Source organism: Streptomyces sp. NPDC005774 (genome assembly GCF_042871645.1).
Classification (GTDB): domain Bacteria; phylum Actinomycetota; class Actinomycetes; order Streptomycetales; family Streptomycetaceae; genus Streptomyces; species Streptomyces pratens.
Genome location: NZ_JBIAIV010000038.1, coordinates 47,477 through 68,527, shown reverse-complemented (window position 1 = coordinate 68,527; position 21,051 = coordinate 47,477). Strand labels below are relative to the sequence as shown.

The following is a 21,051-nucleotide window of genomic DNA, read 5'->3' as shown; positions in this document are numbered from 1 at the left end:
AGGCAAAAAGCGGCCGGACACCAGCCGCCGACCGGTCGCTGGAGACCGGCGTGGCGCACATGCATGGAGGACGTGACGTGGCGAACGACGCCAGCACTGTTTTCGACCTAGTGATCCTCGGCGGTGGCAGCGGTGGTTACGCCGCGGCCCTGCGCGGGGCGCAGCTGGGCCTGGACGTCGCCCTGATCGAGAAGAACAAGGTCGGCGGTACCTGCCTGCACAACGGGTGCATCCCCACCAAAGCCCTGCTGCACGCAGGCGAGATCGCCGACCAGGCCCGCGAGAGCGAGCAGTTCGGTGTGAAGGCCACCTTCGAGGGCATCGACATGGCGGCCGTCCACAAGTACAAGGACGACGTGATCTCGGGCCTGTACAAGGGTCTGCAGGGTCTGGTCGCTTCCCGCAAGGTGACCTACATCGAGGGTGAGGGCCGGCTGTCGTCGCCGACCTCCGTCGACGTGAACGGTCAGCGGGTCCAGGGCCGCCACGTCCTGCTGGCGACCGGCTCCGTGCCGAAGTCGCTGCCGGGCCTGGAGATCGACGGCGACCGGATCATCTCCTCCGACCACGCCCTCGTCCTGGACCGTGTGCCGAAGTCCGCGATCGTGCTGGGCGGCGGCGTCATCGGCGTCGAGTTCGCCTCCGCGTGGAAGTCGTTCGGCGCCGAGGTCACCATCGTCGAGGGCCTCAAGCACCTCGTCCCGGTCGAGGACGAGAACAGCTCGAAGCTGCTGGAGCGGGCGTTCCGCAAGCGGGGCATCAAGTTCAACCTGGGCACCTTCTTCCAGAAGGCCGAGTACACCCAGGACGGCGTGAAGGTCACCCTCGCCGACGGCAAGGAGTTCGAGGCCGAGGTCCTGCTCGTCGCCATCGGCCGCGGCCCGGTCTCGCAGGGCCTGGGCTACGAGGAGGCCGGGGTCGCCATGGACCGCGGTTACGTCCTGGTCGACGAGTACATGCGGACCAACGTCCCGACGATCTCCGCGGTCGGCGACCTCGTCCCGACGCTCCAGCTCGCGCACGTCGGCTTCGCGGAGGGCATGCTGGTGGCGGAGCGGCTGGCCGGTCTGAAGACCGTCCCGGTCGACTACGACGGCGTGCCGCGGGTGACGTACTGCCACCCGGAGGTCGCCTCCGTCGGCATCACCGAGGCCAAGGCCAAGGAGATCTACGGCGCGGACAAGGTCGTCGCCCTGAAGTACAACCTGGCGGGCAACGGCAAGAGCAAGATCCTCAAGACCGCGGGCGAGATCAAGCTCGTCCAGGTCAAGGACGGTGCGGTGGTCGGCGTCCACATGGTCGGCGACCGTATGGGCGAGCAGGTGGGTGAAGCCCAGCTGATCTACAACTGGGAGGCCCTGCCTGCCGAGGTCGCCCAGCTGGTCCACGCCCACCCGACGCAGAACGAGGCGCTCGGCGAGGCGCACCTGGCCCTCGCGGGCAAGCCCCTCCACTCCCACGACTGACGTCCTCGGTCACGGGCGCGACGACACAGACTTCCGCACTTCTAAGGAGCAACCGAAACCATGGCGGTTTCCGTAACCCTTCCGGCGCTCGGCGAAAGCGTCACCGAGGGCACTGTCACCCGATGGCTGAAGGCCGAGGGCGAGCGCGTCGAGGCCGACGAGCCGCTGCTCGAGGTCTCCACCGACAAGGTCGACACCGAGATCCCCGCTCCGGCCTCCGGCGTGCTGTCCTCCATCAAGGTCGCCGAGGACGAGACCGTCGAGGTCGGTGCCGAGCTGGCCCTGATCGACGACGGCAGCGGTGCCCCGGCCGAGGCTCCGGCCCCGGCCGCCGAGCAGCCCGAGCCCGCCGCACCGGCCCCTGAGCCGGCGGCGGCCGCCCCCTCCACCGAGCAGTCCGCCCCGGCACCGGCGCCCACCGCCGATGCCACGGCCGGCGGCGGCTCCGCCGAGGGCACGGACGTGGTCCTGCCCGCGCTCGGCGAGTCCGTCACCGAGGGCACCGTCACCCGCTGGCTGAAGTCGGTCGGTGACAGCGTCGAGGCCGACGAGCCGCTGCTCGAGGTCTCCACCGACAAGGTCGACACCGAGATCCCGGCGCCCACCTCGGGTGTGCTGCTGGAGATCACGGTCGGCGAGGACGAGACCGCCGAGGTGGGCGCCAAGCTCGCCGTCATCGGCGCTCCGGGTGCCGCTCCGGCGGCTGCCGCCCCGGAACCGGCTCCCGCCCCGCAGGCCGCCCCTGAACCGGCTCCGGCCGCTGCTCCGGAGCCCGCTCCGGCCGCACCGGCACCCGCTCCGGCCGCACCGGCTCCGGCTCCGCAGCAGGCCGCCCCGGCCCCCGCGCCGGCGGCTCCCGCGGCTCCCGCGGCTCCCGCGGCTCCGGCCGCTCCGGCTCCGGCCGCTGCCGCGCCCGCCGCTGCTCCGGCCGCCGCGCAGCCGGTCGACGACGGCGCCTATGTGACCCCGCTGGTGCGCAAGCTCGCCGCCGAGCACGGCGTCGTCCTGTCCACCGTCAAGGGCACCGGCGTCGGTGGCCGTATCCGCAAGCAGGACGTGGTCGCGGCGGCCGAGGCCGCGAAGGCCGCCCCGGCTGCGGCCCCCGCGCCGCAGGCGGCGCCGGCCGCCAAGCGGGCCCCGGTCCTCGAGGCCTCGCCGCTGCGCGGCCAGACCGTGAAGATGCCGCGGATCCGCAAGGTCATCGGCGACAACATGGTCAAGGCGCTGCGCGAGCAGGCGCAGCTGTCCTCGGTCGTCGAGGTCGACGTCACCCGGCTGATGAAGCTGCGGGCGCGGGCCAAGGAGTCGTTCGCGGCCCGCGAGGGCGTCAAGCTCTCCCCGATGCCGTTCTTCGTCAAGGCCGCCGCCCAGGCGCTGAAGGCCCACCCGGCCGTCAACGCCCGGATCAACGTGGACGAGGGGACCATCACCTACTTCGACACCGAGCACATCGGTATCGCGGTGGACTCCGAGAAGGGCCTGATGACCCCGGTCATCAAGAACGCCGGTGACCTCAACATCGCCGGTATCTCCAAGGCCACGGCCGAGCTGGCGGGCAAGGTCCGGGCGAGCAAGATCACTCCGGACGAGCTGTCCGGCGGGACCTTCACCATCAGCAACACCGGTTCGCGCGGTGCGCTGTTCGACACGATCATCGTGCCTCCGGGCCAGGTCGCGATCCTGGGCATCGGTGCCACGGTCAAGCGTCCGGCCGTCATCGAGACGGAGGAGGGCACGGTCATCGGCGTCCGCGACATGACGTACCTGACGCTGTCCTACGACCACCGTCTGGTGGACGGCGCCGACGCGGCCCGTTACCTGACCTCGGTCAAGGCGATCCTGGAGGCGGGCGAGTTCGAGGTCGAGCTCGGCCTGTGATCCACGGCCGCTGAAACCGGGTCGCCGACCCCGGTCCCTGGTGCCCCCGTCCGGAAGTCTCCGGGCGGGGGCACCGTCGTGTGCGCGGGAGACGGGAGCGCGGTGGGCGGGGGATGGTGGACGGGCTGCGCGGGCCCGGCCGTACAGCTCGTCCGGGACTCGGCGCATACGCGCCGTGGGACATGACGTATGCGCCGTGTAAGCCTCGTCTCACCTGGTCCAAAGCACCCTGTGTGCCCCTCCCGGACGGCGTCACAGCCGTATTGTCTAAGGGTCAAACGCCCTCAAGGGTCCTGTCCGTCGTCCGTCCGCCGCCCCTCGACGGGGGCCCTTCGGGCGGCTGCCTCGGATTCACGAGCCCTGTTCAAGGAGCCCTCATGACCGCGCCCGTCGTCCACTCGCTGCGCGAGCAGATCCGCGAGCACATCCTGGAAGGGATCATCAGCGGGCGCTGGCAGCCGGGCGAGCGGATCGTGGAGCGGCGGATCGCGACGGAGCTGGAGGTCAGCCAGACGCCGGTGCGGGAGGCGCTGCGCGAGCTGGAGTCGCTGCGGCTGATCGAGTCGGCGCCCAACAAAGGCGTGCGGGTGCGGAACCTCTCGGCCACCGACCTGGAGGAGAGCTACCCGGTGCGGGCGGGTCTTGAGGCGATCGCCGCGGAACTGGCGGCGGACCGGCTGTCGGAGGACTGCTCGGCGCTCGAGCCGCACGTCGCCGCGCTGTACGAGGCCGACCGTGTCGCCGACGGCACGGGCCAGGTGCGGCACACGGTCGCCTTCCACCGCGAACTGGTCCGTGCGGCCGGCAACTCGGTGCTGCTGCACACCTGGGAGGGCCTGGGCATCGAGGTCTTCACCGCCCTGTCCATCCGCTGGCTGGGCACGGTCCAGCAGTCCTACGCGGAGGAGCACCAGGACCTGGTGGCCGCGTTCCGCCGCCGCGACCCGCGGATCGCGGAGATCGTGAAAGCCCATGTACTGGGGTGCGCGCCCCGAGCGTGAGCCCTGCGCGGAAGGCGCGCGAGCCCGGCGTGGGACGGCACGAGCCCGGCGCGTGCGTCTGGCGACAGGCGCTCGGGCCCGTACGGGAACACCCGGACGTGTGCCGGGACGCACGCCGGAACGTGTGTCGCGACACCTGCGGAGACCCGCGCTCACCTGCGAAAACATCCCCCTTTTCACGTCACTCGGTGCCACTCCCCCGGGCACCGCGTGCCGACTTTCTTGAAATCAAGAGATTTTCACCTGAACTCTTTGATCGATCATCGATCAGCAGGTTATTGTCACCGGCGGGGTCTCCATCAGAGACCTCAGCCCTGTCCTGCCAAAGACCAAGGGCACCCCTGAACCCTTAACCGATGAGGGAACCCCCTTCGACTGAGGAAGGCGGCGACATGACCGACCCCAAGGCCATCCAGCCGAGCGAGCTGGACCAGCTCCCGGACCGCGACCCCGAGGAGACCGCCGAATGGCAGGCCTCGCTCGACGCCGTCGCCGAGGCAGCCGGCCCGCACCGGGCCGCGTACCTGATGCGCCGTACGCTGGAGCGCGCCGAGGGCGCCGGCATCGCACTGCCGCAGCTCCTCGAGACCGACTACGTCAACACCATCCCCACCGCCGCCGAGCCCGCCGTGGACGGCGACGAGGCGATGGAGTCCCGCATCACCGCGTGGAACCGCTGGAACGCGGCGGCGATGGTCAGCCGCGGCAGCAAGTACGGCGTCGGTGGCCACATCGCCACCTTCGCCTCCGCGGCCTGGCTCTACGAGACCGGCTTCAACCACTTCTTCCGCGGCAAGGAGGGTGACGGCTCCGGAGACCAGCTCTACATCCAGGGCCACGCCTCCCCCGGCATCTACGCCCGTGCCTTCCTCGACGGCAGGTTGACCGAGGCGCACCTCGACAACTTCCGCCGCGAGGCCGGCGGCGACGGGCTGCCGTCCTACCCGCACCCGCGGCGCCTGCCCTGGCTGTGGGAGTTCCCCACGGTGTCGATGGGCCTGGGCCCGATCTCCGCGATCTACCAGGCGCGGTTCAACCGCTATCTGACCAGCCGCGGTATCAAGGACCTGTCGAACTCCCACGTGTGGGCGTTCCTCGGCGACGGCGAGATGGACGAGCCGGAGTCCACCACCGCGCTCACCCTCGCCTCCCGCGAGGGCCTGGACAACCTGACCTTCGTCATCAACTGCAACCTGCAGCGGCTCGACGGTCCGGTCCGCGCCAACTTCAAGATCGTGCAGGAGCTGGAGGCCCAGTTCCGGGGCGCCGGCTGGAACGTGATCAAGAGCCTGTGGGGCACCGCCTGGGACGAGCTGTTCCAGCTGGACACCACGGGCGCGCTGGTCCGCCGCCTGCGCGAGGTACCCGACGCGCAGGTCCAGACGTACCAGACCCGCGACGCCGCCTACATCCGCGAGGACTTCTTCGGCAAGGACCCGGCGCTCGTCGAGATGGCGAAGCTGCTGAGCGACGACAAGATCATCGAGTGCTTCCAGCTCTCGCGCGGCGGCCACGAGGCCCGCAAGGTCTACGCCGCCTACCGCGCCGCGCTCTCCCACACGGGCGCGCCGACCGTGATCCTGGCCCAGACGGTCAAGGGCCACACGCTCGGCGACGGCTTCGCGTCGAAGAACGCCAACCACCAGATGAAGAAGCTTTCGACGGACGAGTTCAAGGCGATGCGTGACCGCCTCGAACTACCGATCAAGGACAGCGACTTCGTCGACGGCGAGGTCCCCTACGGCCACCCGGGCGCCGACTCACCCGAGGTCCGTTACCTCCAGGAGCGGCGCGCCGCCCTCGGCGGTCCGGCCCCGGCCCGCCGCGTCCACCCGGTCGCGCCGCTGCCGTCCCCGGCCGAGAAGACGTTCGCCGCCTTCGACAAGGGCTCCGGCTCGCAGAACGTGGCCACCACCATGGCGTTCGTCCGCCTGGTCAAGGACCTGGTCCGCGACAAGGAGACCGGCAAACGCTGGGTGCCGATCGTCCCCGACGAGGCGCGCACCTTCGGCATGGAGTCGCTCTTCCCCTCGCTCGGCATCTACTCGCCCAAGGGCCAGACGTACGAGCCGGTCGACCGCGACCAGCTGATGTACTACAAGGAGGCCAAGAACGGCCAGATCCTCAACGAGGGGATCACCGAGGCCGGTTCCATGGCCGACTTCATCGCCGCCTCCACGTCGTACTCGACGCACGGCGAGCCGATGATCCCGTTCTACATCTTCTACTCGATGTTCGGCTGGCAGCGCACGGCCGACCAGATGTGGCAGCTCGGCGACCAGCTCGGCCGCGGCTTCCTCGTCGGCGCCACCGCCGGCCGCACCACGCTCACCGGTGAGGGCCTGCAGCACGCCGACGGCCACTCCCCCGTCATCGCGGCGACCAACCCGGCCGCGCTGAGCTACGACCCGGCGTTCGCATACGAGATCGCCACCATCGTCAAGGAGGGTCTGCGCCGGATGTACGGCGCGGCGGCCCCGGGCGAGGACCAGGACGTCTTCTACTACCTGACGGTCTACAACGAGCCGGTCCGGCAGCCGGCCAAGCCGTCGGCGGCCGGGATCGACGAGGGCATCCTCAAGGGCCTGTACCGCTTCAACACGGCGGAGTCGGCCGGACTGGCCCCCGCGGCCAACGCCGCGCGGATCCAGCTGCTCGGCTCCGGTACGGCGATCCACTGGGCGCTGAAGGCGCAGCGGCTGCTCGCCGAGGAGTGGGGCGTGGCGGCCGACGTGTGGTCGGCGACGTCGTGGACCGAGCTGCGCCGGGACGCGCTGGACGCCGACGCGGCGCTGCTGCGCGGCGAGGAGCGGGTGCCGTACGTCCGGCAGGCGCTCCAGGGCGCCGAGGGCCCGGTACTGGCGGTGTCCGACTACATGCGCCAGGTCCCCGACCAGATCGCGCAGTGGGTCGAACAGGACTACTCCTCGCTGGGCGCCGACGGTTTCGGCCTGTCGGAGACCCGTGAGGCGGCCCGCCGGCACTTCGGCATCGACGCCGAGTCCATCGTCGTCGCGGCGCTGGCGCAGCTCGCCCGGCGCGGCGAGGTGCAGGCGACGGCCGTGAAGGAAGCACGCGAGAAGTACGGCCTGTAACGAAGCAGGGCCTGTGACAGGGCACCCGGTCCTGCGGACCGTGACGGCAGGAGGCCCCCGCTGCGGCGGGGGCCTCCTGCTGCATCATGGGCCGCATGCGTGCTGCCCGGCTGATCAAGATGGTGCTGCTGCTCCAGTCCCGGCCCTCCATGACCGCCGCCGAACTGGCGCGCGAGCTGGAGGTGTCGGAGCGGACCGTCACCCGGGACGCGCAGGCGCTGTCCGAGGCCGGGGTGCCGGTGTACGCCGAGCGGGGGCGGGCCGGCGGGTACCGGCTGGTCGGCGGATACCGAACCAGGCTGACGGGGCTGGCCCGCGGCGAGGCGGAGGCGCTGTTCCTGTCCGGGGTGCCGGGCGCGCTGCGCGAGATGGGGCTCGAGGACACGGCCTCCGCGGCCCGGCTGAAGGTGTCGGCGGCGCTGCTGCCCTCCCTGCGGGACGCGCCGAGGACGGCGGCGCAGCGGTTCCATCTGGACGCCCCGGGCTGGTTCCGCGAGGTGCCGGCGCCCGAGCTGCTGCCGGCCGTGGCGGACGCGGTGTGGGACGACCGTCCCGTCATCGCGCGCTACCGGCGCGGGGACACCGAGGTGGAGCGGGAGCTGGAGCCGTACGGGCTCGTGCTCAAGGCGGGCGTCTGGTACCTGTGCGCGCGGGTGCCCGGGCAGAAGGCGTCGGAGCGGGGGCCGTCGGGCCCGGGGGCCCACCGGGTGTACCGGATCGACCGGTTCACGGCGGTGGAGGCGGTGACCGGGGCGGGGCCAGGGCCGGGTCCGGGTCCAGGGCCGGGTCCGGGTCCAGGGCCGGGTCCGGGTCCGGGTCCAGGTGCGGGTCCAGGTCCGGGTCCAGGTCCGGGTCCGGGTCCGGCACGCTTCGAGCGCGACCCGGAGTTCGATCTGCCCGCGTTCTGGGCGGAGCGGGCGGAGCAGTTCGCGCGCTCGATCCTGCGGGCGGAGGTGGTGGTACGGCTGTCGCCCGAGGGAATGCGCGCGCTGCCGCACGCCGTGGACGCGGTGGCCGCGCGGGAGGCACTGGCCGGAGCGGCCGGGACCGGGGCGGACGACGACGGCTGGGTGACGGTGACCCTGCCGGTGGAGTCCGAGGAGGTCGCCCGCACCCAGCTGACGGCGCTGGGCCCCGAGGCGGAGGTACTCGCGCCCGCCTCGCTGCGGGAGTGGTTCGCCGCCCAGGCCGTACGGCTGGCCCTGCTGTACGGGAGGAGTTGATCCGCGTATTCCGGGGTGCGTCCCGGGGTTCCAGGACCGATGCTTGACGCGTGATGGACGAGACGGAGTTCTGGGAGCTGGTCGACACCGCCCGCGAGGACGCCGAGGGCGACCCGGAGGAGCAGGCCGACCTGCTCGTGGAGCGGCTCGCGCGGCTGGATCCGGAAGCCGTCCTCGACTTCGCCCGGCACTTCGAGGCCCGCTACCACCGCGCCTACCGCTGGGACCTTTGGGGCGCCGCCTGGGTACTTCTCGACGGGGCGAGCGACGACGCCTTCGACTTCTTCAGGTGCTGGCTGATCGGCCAGGGCCGCGAGGTCTACGAGGGCGCGTTGCACGAGCCGGACGCGCTGGCCGATCTGCTGGACGACTTCGACGAGGAGATCGACGGCGACGGCGAGGAGCTCGGTTACGCGGCGGACGAGGCGTACGAGCAGCTCACCGGCACTGTGGCCCCCGACCTGGACCTCCCCGCGGGCCCGGCCGAGCCCGCGGGCACGCCCGCCGACTTCGAGAACGACTCCTTGCTCGCCGAGCGCTATCCCCGGCTCTGGGACCGGTTCCGGCCCTGAGCCCCGGGGACCTGCTCACCTCGAGGTCCCCGCGATCCGGCTGTTCTCCCCCTGCGCCTTTTTCTGCGCCTTTTTCTGTGCCTTTTGCTGCTGCTCCTGCCGGCCTCCGGCGTCCGGCCGGCGACCCTGCAGTTTCGCCGCCGTCTCCCTGATCCTCGGCAGGCGGGCTTGCAGGGCGGCGCCCGGACAGCTGGTCATGAAGCCGTCGCTGTGGCCCGCGAGGGCGGGCAGCATCACGGTGGTGCCGGCCGCGTACCGGCTGCCGCCGTTGCTGGAGACCAGCCGGACGTCGGATCGCGGGTCGGTGCCGGACAGACCGAGCTTCCAGGCGGCCAGCTCGGCGATCGCGCGCTCCATCGCGGGTGGCACGGCCACCCCGGCGGTGAAGGTGCCGAGCGCGGCGATGCCCGTGCTGCGGTGGTTGAAGCCCTGGGTGTGGGCGCCGGTGACGGGACGGCCGGTGCCGCCCGCGCGGCCTTCGTAGATGGTGCCGCAGCGGTCGACGACGAAGTTGTAGCCGATGTCGTCCCAGTCCCGGGCAGTGGTCTGGCCCTCGTAGAGGCTGCGAATCTGGGTGGGGGCCCCGGCGCAGTCGTAGTCGTTGGGCGAGTCGGTGTGATGGACGAAGACGGCGACGACCTTGTCGTCGTAGCGCGGGGGCGGTTGTTCGCGGCCGATGTCGCCCACCCAGGTCGCTCTCGACACGATGGGCGGCCTGGACGCCGTGTGGGCGGCCGTCTTACGGACGGGGGCCGGGGCGGCGGCCGAGGGCTCCGCGGCCCGTTCGACTCCGTACGCGCACAGCACCAGGGCGACCGCCGCGGCGACGCCGGGCAGGCAGCCGAGCAGCACTTTGACGGTTCTGGGCAGGCTCGTACGGCCGGTTCCGTGGGATATCCGGGAAGCATGGCGCGGCCGCGCTCCCCTTGGTCTTTTGAGGACACGCATGTCTTCACTGTGGGGCGGATCGAGCGGGCCCGCGACGTGGCCGTGCCAACCGGTGGAACCATCGTCCGGGTCCACCGTGGAACCATCGTCCGGGTCCAGGGCGGAACCATCGTCCGGGTCCTCGACGTTCTTCCGGGTACACGCGCGTGCGACCGCTTTCCGGTGGTCACCCGCGCGTGGCTGATCACCGGGCCCCTCCCCCACGTATGAGAGGGCCCGAGAGAAAGGCGGCGTGCGTGGACCTGCTCGACATCCTGCTGTTGCTGGTCGTCCTGGCCTACGCGGCGTCCGGCTACCGGCGCGGTCTGCTGGCCGGCTGCGTGTCGCTGGCCGGTTTCGTGGGCGGTGCCCTCGTCGGCGTGTGGATTCTGCCCTGGGTGATGGACCTGGTGACCCCGGGGACCACCGGGGCCACCGTGGCGGCCCTGGTCACGGTGTTGCTGCCGGCGGCCGTGGGCCATGAGCTGGCGGGCCGGCTGGCGCTGCGGCTGCGGCGGGAACTGGACCGGGGCCCGCTGCGGGTGGCGGACGGCGTCGGCGGGGCGGTGGCCAACTCGGTGGCCGTGCTGATCGTGGCCTGGGTGATCGCGTCCGTCCTCGGCGCCTCCTCGTCCCCGCTGATCACCTCCGCCATCCGGGACTCGCGGCTGCTCGGCGCGGTCCACGAGGTGATGCCGGACAGCACCCCCGCGTGGTTCTCGCGGGCCACCTCCGCGCTGACCGAGGCGGGTTTCCCGCAGGTCTTCAACCCGTTCGAGAACGAGTCGACGGCCGAGGTCGCCGAGCCCTCCGGCGACAGCGTCACCGCCGCCGCCACCCGGGCCGCCCAGCGGAGCACGGTGAAGGTCGAGGGCGTCGCGGGTCTCCAGGGCCGCGAGGGCAGCGGCTTCGTGTACGCGACGGAGCATGTGATGACCAACGCCCATGTGGTGGCCGGCATCGACGAGCCGACCGTGCGGGTCGGCGGCGTCGGGCGGGCGTACGAGGCCCGGGTGGTGCTGTTCGACCCGCAGAAGGACGTGGCCGTGCTGTACGTGCCCGAACTGCGGGCGCCCGTCCTCCGGTTCGTCGACGACGCCGACCGCGGCGACTCGGCGGTCGTCGCGGGCTACCCGCAGGACGGCGACCTGAATCTCCAGGCGGCGACGGTCGCGAACCGGGTGCAGGCGAGGGGACGGAACATCTACGGCGACCAGGGCGTCACGCGCGAGATCTACTCCATCCGCTCCACCGTGCGTCCGGGCAACTCCGGCGGGCCGCTGCTGACCACCGACGGCCGGGTGTTCGGCGTGGTGTTCGCCCGGTCCACCTCGGACGTGGAGACCGGCTACGTCCTGACCGCGGCCGAGGTCGCCGGCGACGCGGAGCGCGCGGCGGACGCGACGGCACCGGTGGACACGGGAGAACTGGCGACGTCGTAGGCGGCGGGGCGGCCGGCGCGGACTGCCGTCAGAGCAGGGACCGGCCCATCAGTACGTCGTCGACGTACCGGCCGCCGAGGAAGAACTCCTCCGGCTGGACGCCCTCGACGACAAAGCCCTCGGATTCGTACAGCACGCGGGCGGTGGTGTTGTGGCCGAGGACGCGCAGAGTGATGCGGCGGGCGCCCCGGTCCCGGGCCTCCTGGACGGCTGCCCGCACCAGGGCCCGGCCCACGCCCGCGCCGCGGGCCTCCTCGGCGACGGCGAGGCCGTGGATCTGCCGCACGTGCTGGTTGGAGGCGTGCGGTGAGGGGAAGCCGAGCCGGACGTAGCCCACGACACGCCCGTCGCGTTCGGCGACGATGTGGTCGCCGGGACCGGACCGCTCGCCGAAGAAGGTGCCGTACGGCGGCTGCGGCGGAGGGCTCACGGTGTGCAGGGACGACCAGGTGTCGCGGTCGAGGAGGGCCAGTTCCCCCTCGTCGGCGGGGCGTGCGGGGCGCAGCAGTGACTCGGGCATGAGGGGCACTGTAATGACCGGGGGCGCGATGCGTCACCGTGATGACCGGGCGGCGGGGCAGGATGGGAATCATGGAACCTTCCCGAATCGCGGTGGCCGGTGCGTCCGGCCTCATCGGCGGTGCACTCGTCCAGTCCCTCACCGCCGACGGGCACCGGGTGGTGCGCCTGGTGCGCCGGACGCCCCGCACGGAGAACGAGGTGCGGTGGGACCCGGAGCGGGGGTCCGTGGACGCGGCCGGGCTCGCCGGATGCGACGCCGTGGTCAATCTCGCCGGTGCCGGGGTGGGCGACCACCGCTGGACACCCGCGTACAAGGCGCGGATCCGCAACGGCCGGGTGAGGGGCACGGCCTCGCTCGCCGAGGCGTTCGCCGGGATGGAGCGGGACGTACGGCCGCGGGTGTTCGTGAACGGCAGCGCGATCGGCTACTACGGCGAGACCGGCGACCGGACGGTCGACGAGAGCGCGCCGGCGGGCTCGGGCTTCCTGCCGGAGCTGTGCGTCGAGTGGGAGGCCGCCGCGGCACCGGCCCGGGAGGCGGGCGTGCGGACGGCGTTCGCCCGGACCGGGCTCGTGGTGGCCCGCGGGGGCGGGGCGTGGGGCAGGCTCTTCCCGCTGTTCCGGGCCGGGCTGGGCGGGCGGCTGGGCGACGGGCGCCAGTACTGGTCGTACGTCGCCCTGCACGACGAGGTGGCCGCCCTGCGTCATCTGCTCGACACCGACGGGCTGTCCGGGCCGTTCAACCTGACCGCGCCGCACCCGGCGACCAACCGTGAGATCACCGCGGCGATGGCGCGTGTGCTGCGCCGGCCGACGGTGTTCGCGGTACCGGCGCCGGTGCTGCGGACGGTGCTCGGCGAGATGGCCCAGGACGTGCTGGGCAGCGCCCGGGTGCTGCCGACGCGGCTGCTGGAGTCGGGGTTCCGGTTCGCGTTCCCGGACATCGAGGGGGCGATCCGCGCGGCGCTGTGACGGGGCGAACGGGGGGGCGGAGAGCACCTCGGGCCGGGGGCGGTGGGGGCCAAGGGTACGAGGACGACCGGGGCGCGGGACCACCGGGGCGCGGGACGACCGGGGCGCGGGACCGCCGGGGCGGGTGCGCCCTCGGTGACCGCGGTGTTCCGTCCGGCGGACGTATGCGACCGCCGTGCGCCCGTGCCCCTGTCGATGCGCGACTCCCCGGGTGCCTTCCCGGACCTAACCTCGAGCGGAACTCGGGTATTCCTGGGGCCTGTTGGAGGCATGACGTCTCCAGCGTCCGCGCAACCTCGAGGAGGGGCACGTGCTTGAGCCCACGTACCAGGCGGACGTCGTCGTCGTGGGGGCCGGGATCGCCGGACTCTCCGCGGCACGACGCCTGACCGGCGCAGGAGTCACCACCGTGGTCCTGGAGGCCGCCCACGCGGTGGGTGGCCGGATGGCCACGGAGAAGGTCGACGGCTTCCGGCTCGACAGAGTCGGGCAGTTGCTGTCCACGGCGTATCCCGAGCTGCGGCCGACCGCGGGCGTGGACGGGCTCGTACTGCGCCCGTTCGCGCCCGGGATCCTGCTGCACAGCGACGGACGGCACCACCGCGCGGGCGTGCCCACCGGCGCGAGGGGCGCAAGGGGCGCACTTCATGCGGTGCGCGCCCTCGCGAGCGCCCCCCGGGCGGGGTCGGTGCCCAGGAGGCCGGTGGCCGTCCCCGGACGGCAGGTGTCCACGCCCCGGAGCCGGACCGGTACCCCGCTGGGCACCGCCGTCGACCAGGCCCGGCTGGGCGCCGCGTTCACCCGGCTCGCGGGCACACCGGTGGAACGGCTGCTGGCCCGGCCGGAGTCGACCGCCGCGGAGGCGCTGACGGCCCGGGGCCTGCCGGCCCGTACCGTCGACGGCTTCCTCCGTCCGCTGCTCGCCGCGCTGTTGTACGACCCGGACCTCACCACGTCGAGTCGGTGCGCGGATCTCGCGCTGCGGGCCTTCGCGGCCGGGCGGTTGTGTCTGCCGGAGGGCGGCGCGGAGGCGTTGCCGGAGCTGCTGGCACGGGGGCTGCCCCCGGGCACGGTGCGCACCGGCGTCCGGGCCACCTCCGTCTCGACGACGTCGGTGACCACCGCCGAGCACGGCGAGTTCCGCTGCCGCGCGGTGCTGATCGCGACGGACGCGCGCGCCGCCGCGCAGTTGCTGCCGGGCCTGCGGGTGCCGGACTTCCACCCGGTGACGGTGGTGCACCACGCGACCGACGAGCCCCCTCAGACCGGCACCTCGCTGCTCCTGGACGCCGACCGGGGCGGCCCGGTGACGCACACGGCGGTGGTCAGCCGGGTCGACCCGTCCCGGGCCCCGGCCGGCCGCGCGCTGGTGTCGTCCACGGTGCTGGGTCCGCCCGGGGCGCAGGTCGACACGGACGTACGCATGCACCTGTCCAGGCTGTACGGCATGCCGACGGCGCGCTGGGAGACACTGGCGGTCCACCACACCGCCGACGCCGTGCCGGCGATGCCTCCACCGCACGATCTGCGCCGCCCGGTACGGCTGCTGGCGGGCCTGTACGTGTGCGGCGACCACCGCGACACCAGCACGGTGCAGGGCGCCCTGCACTCGGGCCGCCGCGCCTCGGCCGCGATCCTGGCGGACCTGGGCGCGGACCGCCCCCTGCACACGGCCGACCCCCTTCCGACGGCCCGGGCGGCCTGACCACCCCGGTGGGCGGCGCCCCGCGCCGCCCACCGTCTCCTTGCCGAGGACCCCGCTCTCCACCGGCGCACGGGGCTTGTCCGGACCCGGGCAGCCGGGAACCGGGAGCCCGGGCAGCCCGGGAGCCGTCAGTCGCTCCACGAGGCGTCAGGCGGCTCCCCGGCGGCCCTCTCACCGGATCCGCGGCCCCGGTGGTGGCTGCGGCCGCCGCGGGGCGCGTAGCCACCGTGGCCCCTCGGCCCCGCGCCCCTCGGCGTCGCCGCTCAGCCGTACGCCGCGATCCTGTCCCGGTAGACGCGGACCGGCGCCGCGTCGCGATAGGGCTCCAGGCGGCGTTCGAAGTCGCGGACGTACTCCACGGCCCGTACCGAGCGCATCTCGGCGGCCTGGCCCGCCGCCTCGGCGGCGATGAGGCAGGCCTGGTCGAGTTCGCCGAGACCGAGGCGCGCGGTGGCGAGGACGACCCGGCAGAACAGGCGGCTGCGGGCGTAGCCGGGGGCGCGCAGTTGCAGTGAGCGCTCCGCGTGCTGGGCGGCGGCCCGGAACTGCTGGAGGTCGCGGTGGCAGTGGCCGAACTCGTCGGCGAGCTGGGCCTCGTCGAAGAAGCGCACCCAGTGCGGGACCTCGTCGCCGGGCCTGGCGCTTTCCAGAGCGCGTTCGGCGCGTACCAGCGCCGCGGTGCAGGCACGGACCTCACCGAGCGCCCCGTGCCCGCGCGCCTCCACGGCGTGCAGCAGGGCCTGCACCAGGGGCGGGGTGGAGCCGCCCGCACCCTGCTGGGCCACCCGCGCCAACTGCACGGCCTCCCGGCCGTGGCCGAGGTAGACGGCCTGCCGGCTCATGGTGACCAGGACGTACGCGCCGTAGGCCCGGTCCGCGGCCGCCTGGGAGAGGCGGAGCGCCTGGACGAAGTAGCGCTGGGCGAGCCCGTGCGCGCCGATGTCGTACGACGTCCAGCCGGCCAGCCGGGTCAGGTCGGCGACGGCGGCGAACAGGCGGCGTCCGGTCTGTTCGCCGTAGCTGCCGCGCAGCATCGGCTCGCACTCGTGCTCCAGGTAGCGCACCAGGGCCTGGCGGGCGTGGCCGCCGCCGTAGGCGTCGTCGAGGGTGCGGAACAGCTCGCCCACCGAGCGCAGGGCCGCGATGTCGCCGCCGGTGACCCGCTGGCCGGGACCGCGTTCGGCGGCGTGCCGGCGGCGGGTGGCGAACCCGGGCGGCCGTCCCGCCGGTCCGCCCGCCGACCGGACCTGGGCGGGGACGCGGAGCGGTGGCTCGGCGCGGGCCACCTTCTCGTCGGCGCGGCCGATGAGCCAGTCCCGGCTGGGCACCACGAGCCCCGCCGAGGTGAAGGCGATCTTGCGCAGCTCGGCGTGGCTGCCCGAGTCCTTGCGCCACAGCCCGCTGACGATGTCGATGGCCTCGTCGGGGGCGGCGGCGAACTCCAGGCCCGCGTAGACGGGGGCACAGGCGTCCAGGCCGAGGTCCTGGGCCGTGAGCCTGCGGCCGAGGCGCCGGGTGAAGACCTCGGCGATGAGCGCGGGTGTGGTGCCCCTGGGCTGCTGCCCACGCAGCCAGCGGGTGACGGAGGTCTTGTCGTATCTCAGGTCGAGCCCGTGTTCGAGACCGAGCTGGTCCACGCGACGGGCGAGTCCCGCGTTGGAGAACCCCGCTTCTGCGATGAGCGCGGCGAGCTGGCGGTTGGGGGTGCGCTGCGCGGGTCGTTCCGACATCTGCGGTGCGGTCTCCTGCCTTCCGGCGAACGTGGTGGTGCCCGGATACCCATGAGCAGCCGATGCGCAGCCCGTGAGCAGCTCTTATGGCCTGCCGAACGGCGCGAATGTAGCGGAGAGTAAACGCTCGGTTGCGGTCTTCGATCCGCATTCATCCGATCGTGTGAGGATTAACCTCGCGGCTGACGACGGACGGCGGACGGCTGACGGCGACCGGAAACTGTGGACCGACGCGGAAGCGGCGCCCCCGCGGGCGCCGGGAGAGCTGCCGGAACAGCGGTCCGTCCGGGCGCCGGAACAGTGACCGGCCGCACGGTCGTACAGTGGCTTGGGCACGTTTCGCGCCTTACCGCTTGTTTGCCTTACTGCCTTACTGCCTTACTACTGTCTGGGGAGGCGCTTGCCGTGAGTGAGTTGCGGTTCGTCCGAATGGGTTTCGGGACCGAGTCCGTCGACTACCAGGTGGCCTGGGACGAACAGCGCCGGGTGCACGCGGCGCGGTTCGCCGACGAGGTACCCGACACCGTGATCCTGCTGGAGCACCCCCCGGTCTACACGGCCGGCCGGCGCACCCAGGACAGCGAGCGCCCCCTCGACGGCACCCCGGTCATCGACGTGGACCGCGGCGGCAAGATCACCTGGCACGGCCCCGGCCAGCTGGTGGGCTACCCGATCCAGAAGCTGCCCCGCCCGGTGGACGTGGTGGCACACGTGCGGCGCCTGGAGGAGGCTCTGATCCGCGCCTCCGCGGAGTTCGGCGTGACCGCCACCCGCATCGAGGGCCGCAGCGGGGTGTGGGTACTGGGCGACCCGGTCGAACAGCGCCCGGCGCGATATGGAGGGGCAGCGCGCAGCGCTTCGGCCGAGGGTGTCGGCGGGCGACGGGCGGGCCTCTCCCTGGACTTCGATCCCCGCCTGACCGACGAGGAGTTCGACCCGCGGCTGAACGGCCCCGAGTACGCGCCCTCCAACGCCGGCCAGCGCCGCGAGGACCGCAAGCTCGCCGCCATCGGGATCCGGGTGGCCAAGGGCGTCACCATGCACGGCTTCTCGTACAACGTGCAGCCGGACAACAAGTGGTTCGACCGGATCATCCCGTGCGGCATACGCGACGCGGGCGTCACCTCCCTCGCGGCCGAACTAAGCCGCGACATCACGATCGACGAGGTGCTCCCGGTCGTCGAGCGCCACCTGCGCGACATCCTGGAGCACGCCGACCCCAAGCCCCGGGAGATCGTCCGCGCGAGCGCCTGATCCGGACCGAGCCGGCCCTGCCCGAACGAGAGGCCCCGGCCTCGCGTCCGGGAATGCGCCCCGCGCCTCGGAGGTTGGCCTGACCGCCAGGCCCAACAAACACGGGCGTACCCTGGTGTACGCCGAAGAATCGAAGCTAGGGAGCCGATGTGTCCGCAGTCGCACCCGACGGACGCAAGATGCTGCGCCTGGAGGTCCGCAACAGCCAGACCCCCATCGAGCGCAAGCCCGAGTGGATCAAGACGCGGGCGAAAATGGGGCCCGAATACACGAAGATGCAGAACCTCGTCAAGAGCGAGGGCCTGCACACGGTCTGCCAGGAAGCCGGCTGCCCGAACATCTACGAGTGCTGGGAGGACCGCGAGGCGACCTTCCTCATCGGCGGCGACCAGTGCACCCGGCGCTGCGACTTCTGCCAGATCGACACCGGCAGGCCCGAGGCCCTCGACCGTGACGAGCCGCGCCGCGTGGGCGAGTCCGTGGTCACCATGGACCTGAACTACGCCACCATCACCGGCGTCGCCCGCGACGACCTGGAGGACGGCGGCGCCTGGCTGTACGCCGAGACCGTGCGCCAGATCCACGCGCAGACCGCCGCGCGCGAGACCGGCCGCACCAAGGTCGAGCTGCTGGCCCCCGACTTCAACGCCGTCCCGGAGCAGTTGGCGGAGGTCTTCTCCTCCCGCCCCGAGGTGTTCGCGCACAACGTCGAGACCGTGCCCCGCATCTTCAAGCGGATCCGCCCCGGCTTCCGCTACGACCGCTCCCTGGAGGTCATCACCGCCGCCCGGGACTACGGCCTGGTCACCAAGTCGAACCTGATCCTCGGCATGGGCGAGACCCGCGAGGAGGTCGGCGAGGCGCTCCGGCAGCTGCACGACGCCGGCTGTGAGCTCGTCACCATCACGCAGTACCTGCGTCCGTCGGTGCGCCACCACCCCGTCGACCGCTGGGTGAAGCCGCACGAGTTCGTGGAGCTGAAGGAGGAGGCCGAGCAGATCGGCTTCTCCGGTGTGATGTCCGGCCCGCTGGTCCGCTCCTCGTACCGCGCCGGCCGCCTGTATCAGATGGCAATCGAGAAGCGCGGTACGTACGTCGCGGCGCAGGCCGTCTGACGCCACGCCCCCCCGCCCGTTCCGGCACCGGGTGAGGCATGCGTGTGAACTCCCGCACAAGATACTACTGACCAGTAATGGCCGAGAAAACGCGGTCCCGGCCGTCCTCGCAGATGAGGGCGTACGCCGGGGCCGCGTCGGCTTCCGCAGGGCTCGAACCTCGGCTTCATCTCCGTTTGACCGACGGGTCACGCCCTGGTAACACCAATCAGTGACCCTGAAATCACACCACGTACTCCCATACCCGAAGACGTTTCGAGGGAGGACCTCCACCATGCAGGCCGCGCCCGTCCGCGCCACCGCCATTCCGTCCTTCGGCACCGCCCTGCGCGCTGTCGAGTCACTTCTGATGAGCGGCGGCCAGCGCACCGCCCGTCGCAACGCCTGGACCTCCGTGCTGGAGGACCGCCGTCGCGCCAAGGACCGGGTCGAGGCGCAGCGCGTACTCGACCAGTCCCCGACCGTCACCAGTCTCTGATCCCTCCCCCTGTTTCCCGGACCTCGCCTGTCCCCACCAGGTTCCGCCCCGACGCCGGTTCCGCGCCCGCTCCCCGCGCGGCACCCCGTCCGCCACTCTCCCGGCCCCCGCCCGGCCCCTCACGGACACTGCCGTCGTCCTTGCTCCTGGGGGCACGTAGACTTCGTGGCATGGCGAGGAAGGAAACCGCAGCGGACGCTGCGAACCCCGGGCGACTGAAGCAGATCGCCCTGACCTACAAGATGACCCGCAGGGCCGACAAAAAGATCGGTCTTGTACTCGCGGCTGTCGGAATCGTCACCTTCGGTGTCTTCCTCGCGATCGGTTTCTTGATCGGTCACCCCATCTATCTCGGCATCCTGGGCTTCCTGCTCGCCTTCCTCGCGACGGCGATCATTTTCGGGCGCAGGGCCGAGCGAGCGGCCTTCGGGCAGATGGAGGGACAACCGGGCGCTGCCGCGGCCGTACTGGACAACGTCGGCCGGGGCTGGACCACCACCCCCGCCGTGGCGATGAACCGCAATCAGGACGTGGTGCACCGCGCGGTCGGCAAGGCCGGCATCGTGCTGATCGCCGAGGGCAACCCGAACCGGGTGAAGAGCCTGCTCGCCGCCGAGAAGAAGCGGATGAACCGCATCGTCGCGGACGTGCCGGTGCACGACATGGTCGTGGGCACGGGTGAGGGCCAGGTCGAGCTGAAGAAGCTGCGCACGACCATGCTCAAGCTGCCCCGCGTCCTCACGGGCCCGCAGGTCACCGCGACCAACGACCGGCTGCGCGCGCTGGGCGACCTGATGAGCAACATGCCGCTCCCGAAGGGCCCGATGCCCAAGGGTATGAAGCTCCCCAAGGGCGGCCCGAAGGCCCGCTGAGGACCCGTATACGACGCTTGCACGAGGAGGGGGCGCCCGGAATAACTCCGGGCGCCCCCTCCTCGTCGTACCGGCTTCTTCGTACCGGCTTCGGCGGCGTCAGATCCGTACCTCGACCGTTCGGGCGAGCCGGTCGTGCAGGCCGCGGCCGTCGCGGTCCCAGATCAGGGCGGGGACGGCCAGGCAGAGCAGCGCCGAGCGGACCAGGCCGCGCACCGGATGGACCCGGCCGCTTCCGAGGGCGACGACGCGCAGGCCGAAGAGGCGCTTTCCGGGAGTGAACCCGACCGTGCCGACGGTCAGGACGCTCAGCGCGAAGAACAGCAGAAGCGCCCAGTTGCTGGTGCTCTGCCCGTAGCCGTCGGTGATGAGGCCGTATGCGATCAGGACGCACAGCGCCCAGTCGACGGCCAGGGCGCCGATCCTGCGTCCCGGACGGGCGATGGAGCCCGGCCCGTCCTCCGGAAGCCCCAGCTGCTCGCCCCGGTGTCCGAACTCGGCGCCGGCCTCTTCGAGGGCCGCGCGCGGCCCGGAGAGCCACGATCCGATTGCCTGCCTGTTGTCCACCCGACCACGGTACTGCGCCCGTGCGCGACCGGCGGAGGGTGGGGTGGACCGAGGCCGGACCGGGGCCGGACCGGGGAGAACGACGAGGCGACGGCGGGACGTGACCGGGCTACCGTGAGAGATGCGCCGGTTAACTTGTGCGAAACAAATGGGTCACGCACGAGAAATCACCCCTGCCTAGGGTCGAGTGCAGTGTGGGCCACCCGCACTGGCCGCACAAACGATCTACCAC

The 21,051-nt window shown here is 72.3% G+C and carries 17 protein-coding genes; 13 read left to right on the top strand and 4 right to left on the bottom strand.

What is annotated here, in order from left to right; translation table 11 throughout:
* Positions 1–77: 77 nt before the first annotated feature.
* From lpdA to ACFYQA_RS28120, 6 genes are all read left to right on the top strand, one after another.
* Complete coding sequence (gene lpdA / locus ACFYQA_RS28145) at positions 78–1,466, top strand: dihydrolipoyl dehydrogenase (RefSeq protein ID WP_388923471.1); 1,389 nt, start codon at positions 78–80, stop codon at positions 1,464–1,466.
* A gap of 60 nt (positions 1,467–1,526) precedes the next feature.
* Positions 1,527–3,344, top strand: coding sequence for a 2-oxoglutarate dehydrogenase, E2 component, dihydrolipoamide succinyltransferase (gene sucB, locus ACFYQA_RS28140; protein WP_388923468.1), 1,818 nt, complete (start codon positions 1,527–1,529; stop codon positions 3,342–3,344).
* Between the two features lie 377 nt (positions 3,345–3,721).
* The gene (locus ACFYQA_RS28135) at positions 3,722–4,345 is read left to right on the top strand and encodes a GntR family transcriptional regulator (RefSeq protein WP_332426886.1); all 624 of its coding nucleotides are present in this window, start codon (positions 3,722–3,724) and stop codon (positions 4,343–4,345) included.
* A 392-nt stretch (positions 4,346–4,737) separates the two neighbouring features.
* Positions 4,738–7,440, top strand: a complete 2,703-nt coding sequence (aceE, locus tag ACFYQA_RS28130) for a pyruvate dehydrogenase (acetyl-transferring), homodimeric type (RefSeq protein ID WP_388923465.1) — start codon at positions 4,738–4,740, stop codon at positions 7,438–7,440.
* A 95-nt stretch (positions 7,441–7,535) separates the two neighbouring features.
* Positions 7,536–8,663: a helix-turn-helix transcriptional regulator gene (locus tag ACFYQA_RS28125; protein WP_388923462.1), complete on the top strand. Its 1,128-nt coding sequence runs from the start codon at positions 7,536–7,538 to the stop codon at positions 8,661–8,663.
* A gap of 53 nt (positions 8,664–8,716) precedes the next feature.
* Complete coding sequence (locus ACFYQA_RS28120) at positions 8,717–9,235, top strand: DUF4240 domain-containing protein (RefSeq protein ID WP_388923505.1); 519 nt, start codon at positions 8,717–8,719, stop codon at positions 9,233–9,235.
* Between the two features lie 15 nt (positions 9,236–9,250).
* Here the strand turns inward: ACFYQA_RS28120 and ACFYQA_RS28115 are convergent, their stop codons facing one another.
* Positions 9,251–10,087 (bottom strand): peptidoglycan recognition protein, encoded by an 837-nt coding sequence (locus ACFYQA_RS28115; protein WP_388923502.1) that lies wholly within the window; start codon positions 10,085–10,087, stop codon positions 9,251–9,253.
* A 332-nt stretch (positions 10,088–10,419) separates the two neighbouring features.
* Here ACFYQA_RS28115 and ACFYQA_RS28110 point away from each other — a divergent pair, with 332 nt between their 5' ends.
* Complete coding sequence (locus ACFYQA_RS28110; protein ID WP_388923459.1) at positions 10,420–11,604, top strand: MarP family serine protease; 1,185 nt, start codon at positions 10,420–10,422, stop codon at positions 11,602–11,604.
* A 28-nt stretch (positions 11,605–11,632) separates the two neighbouring features.
* Here ACFYQA_RS28110 and ACFYQA_RS28105 read toward each other — a convergent pair whose 3' ends face one another.
* Positions 11,633–12,124, bottom strand: coding sequence for a GNAT family N-acetyltransferase (locus ACFYQA_RS28105; protein WP_388923456.1), 492 nt, complete (start codon positions 12,122–12,124; stop codon positions 11,633–11,635).
* A 71-nt stretch (positions 12,125–12,195) separates the two neighbouring features.
* Between ACFYQA_RS28105 and ACFYQA_RS28100 the strand changes: the two genes are divergently transcribed.
* Positions 12,196–13,098, top strand: coding sequence for a TIGR01777 family oxidoreductase (locus ACFYQA_RS28100; RefSeq protein ID WP_388923453.1), 903 nt, complete (start codon positions 12,196–12,198; stop codon positions 13,096–13,098).
* A gap of 310 nt (positions 13,099–13,408) precedes the next feature.
* On the top strand, positions 13,409–14,803 hold the full coding sequence (locus ACFYQA_RS28095; protein WP_388923450.1) for an NAD(P)/FAD-dependent oxidoreductase: 1,395 nt from the start codon (positions 13,409–13,411) through the stop codon (positions 14,801–14,803).
* Positions 14,804–15,066: 263 nt separating this feature from the next.
* Here the strand turns inward: ACFYQA_RS28095 and ACFYQA_RS28090 are convergent, their stop codons facing one another.
* Positions 15,067–16,533: a regulator gene (locus tag ACFYQA_RS28090; RefSeq protein WP_388923447.1), complete on the bottom strand. Its 1,467-nt coding sequence runs from the start codon at positions 16,531–16,533 to the stop codon at positions 15,067–15,069.
* Positions 16,534–16,938: 405 nt separating this feature from the next.
* On the opposite strand from ACFYQA_RS28090, the gene lipB reads away from it, so the two are divergent.
* From lipB to ACFYQA_RS28070, 4 genes are all read left to right on the top strand, one after another.
* A complete protein-coding gene (gene lipB, locus ACFYQA_RS28085) occupies positions 16,939–17,787 on the top strand; it encodes a lipoyl(octanoyl) transferase LipB (protein WP_388923444.1) in 849 nt (282 codons plus the stop codon).
* Between the two features lie 149 nt (positions 17,788–17,936).
* The gene (gene lipA, locus ACFYQA_RS28080; RefSeq protein WP_388923441.1) at positions 17,937–18,902 is read left to right on the top strand and encodes a lipoyl synthase; all 966 of its coding nucleotides are present in this window, start codon (positions 17,937–17,939) and stop codon (positions 18,900–18,902) included.
* Between the two features lie 274 nt (positions 18,903–19,176).
* Positions 19,177–19,380 (top strand): hypothetical protein, encoded by a 204-nt coding sequence (locus ACFYQA_RS28075; RefSeq protein WP_381215988.1) that lies wholly within the window; start codon positions 19,177–19,179, stop codon positions 19,378–19,380.
* A 170-nt stretch (positions 19,381–19,550) separates the two neighbouring features.
* Positions 19,551–20,252, top strand: coding sequence for a DUF4191 domain-containing protein (locus ACFYQA_RS28070; RefSeq protein ID WP_386400914.1), 702 nt, complete (start codon positions 19,551–19,553; stop codon positions 20,250–20,252).
* Positions 20,253–20,351: 99 nt separating this feature from the next.
* Here the strand turns inward: ACFYQA_RS28070 and ACFYQA_RS28065 are convergent, their stop codons facing one another.
* Positions 20,352–20,819, bottom strand: coding sequence for an RDD family protein (locus ACFYQA_RS28065; protein ID WP_388923438.1), 468 nt, complete (start codon positions 20,817–20,819; stop codon positions 20,352–20,354).
* Positions 20,820–21,051: the final 232 nt, after the last annotated feature.

What these genes read in the sequence shown, in the direction of transcription:
- sucB (WP_388923468.1), top strand. Translation starts at nt 1,527, where the DNA reads ATGGCGGTTTCCGTAACCCTTCCGGCGCTCGGCGAAAGCGTCACCGAG.
- ACFYQA_RS28070 (WP_386400914.1), top strand. Translation starts at nt 19,551, where the DNA reads ATGGCGAGGAAGGAAACCGCAGCGGACGCTGCGAACCCCGGGCGACTG.
- ACFYQA_RS28090 (WP_388923447.1), bottom strand. Translation starts at nt 16,533, where the DNA reads ATGTCGGAACGACCCGCGCAGCGCACCCCCAACCGCCAGCTCGCCGCG.
- ACFYQA_RS28120 (WP_388923505.1), top strand. Translation starts at nt 8,717, where the DNA reads ATGGACGAGACGGAGTTCTGGGAGCTGGTCGACACCGCCCGCGAGGAC.
- aceE (WP_388923465.1), top strand. Translation starts at nt 4,738, where the DNA reads ATGACCGACCCCAAGGCCATCCAGCCGAGCGAGCTGGACCAGCTCCCG.
- ACFYQA_RS28135 (WP_332426886.1), top strand. Translation starts at nt 3,722, where the DNA reads ATGACCGCGCCCGTCGTCCACTCGCTGCGCGAGCAGATCCGCGAGCAC.
- ACFYQA_RS28100 (WP_388923453.1), top strand. Translation starts at nt 12,196, where the DNA reads ATGGAACCTTCCCGAATCGCGGTGGCCGGTGCGTCCGGCCTCATCGGC.
- ACFYQA_RS28105 (WP_388923456.1), bottom strand. Translation starts at nt 12,124, where the DNA reads ATGCCCGAGTCACTGCTGCGCCCCGCACGCCCCGCCGACGAGGGGGAA.
- ACFYQA_RS28125 (WP_388923462.1), top strand. Translation starts at nt 7,536, where the DNA reads ATGCGTGCTGCCCGGCTGATCAAGATGGTGCTGCTGCTCCAGTCCCGG.
- ACFYQA_RS28075 (WP_381215988.1), top strand. Translation starts at nt 19,177, where the DNA reads ATGCAGGCCGCGCCCGTCCGCGCCACCGCCATTCCGTCCTTCGGCACC.